Source organism: Amycolatopsis sp. VC5-11 (assembly GCF_037034185.1).
GTDB classification, from domain to species: domain Bacteria; phylum Actinomycetota; class Actinomycetes; order Mycobacteriales; family Pseudonocardiaceae; genus Amycolatopsis; species Amycolatopsis nivea.
Genome location: NZ_JBAGKF010000063.1, coordinates 1 through 269, shown reverse-complemented (window position 1 = coordinate 269; position 269 = coordinate 1). Strand labels below are relative to the sequence as shown.

Below are 269 nucleotides of genomic sequence, written 5' to 3'. Positions count from 1 at the left end.
GGAACCCCGACGCCGCCGCCGCCCAGCCGCTGTAGCTGTTCAGCATGGACACGACCACCGGCATGTCCCCGCCGCCGATCGACGCGACCAGATGCCAGCCCAACGCCAGCGCCAGGACGGTGACGACGATCAGCAGCCACAATGCCGGGCTGATCACGAACCAGGCGGTGAACGCAACGAAAAGGACAAGTGCGCCCAGGTTCAAGTAGTTCTTGCCGGGCAGCATCAACGGGGCGGATTTCATCTTCGCCGAGAGTTTCAGGTTCGCG

1 protein-coding gene is annotated in these 269 nt (G+C 64.3%); it reads right to left on the bottom strand.

Annotated elements, in window-relative coordinates:
• A partial coding sequence (locus WA670_RS45090) for an NAD(P)(+) transhydrogenase (Re/Si-specific) subunit beta (protein WP_336162315.1) occupies nucleotides 1-244 on the bottom strand: 244 nt, incomplete at its 3' end.
• Between the last annotated feature and the right edge of the window lie 25 nt (nucleotides 245-269).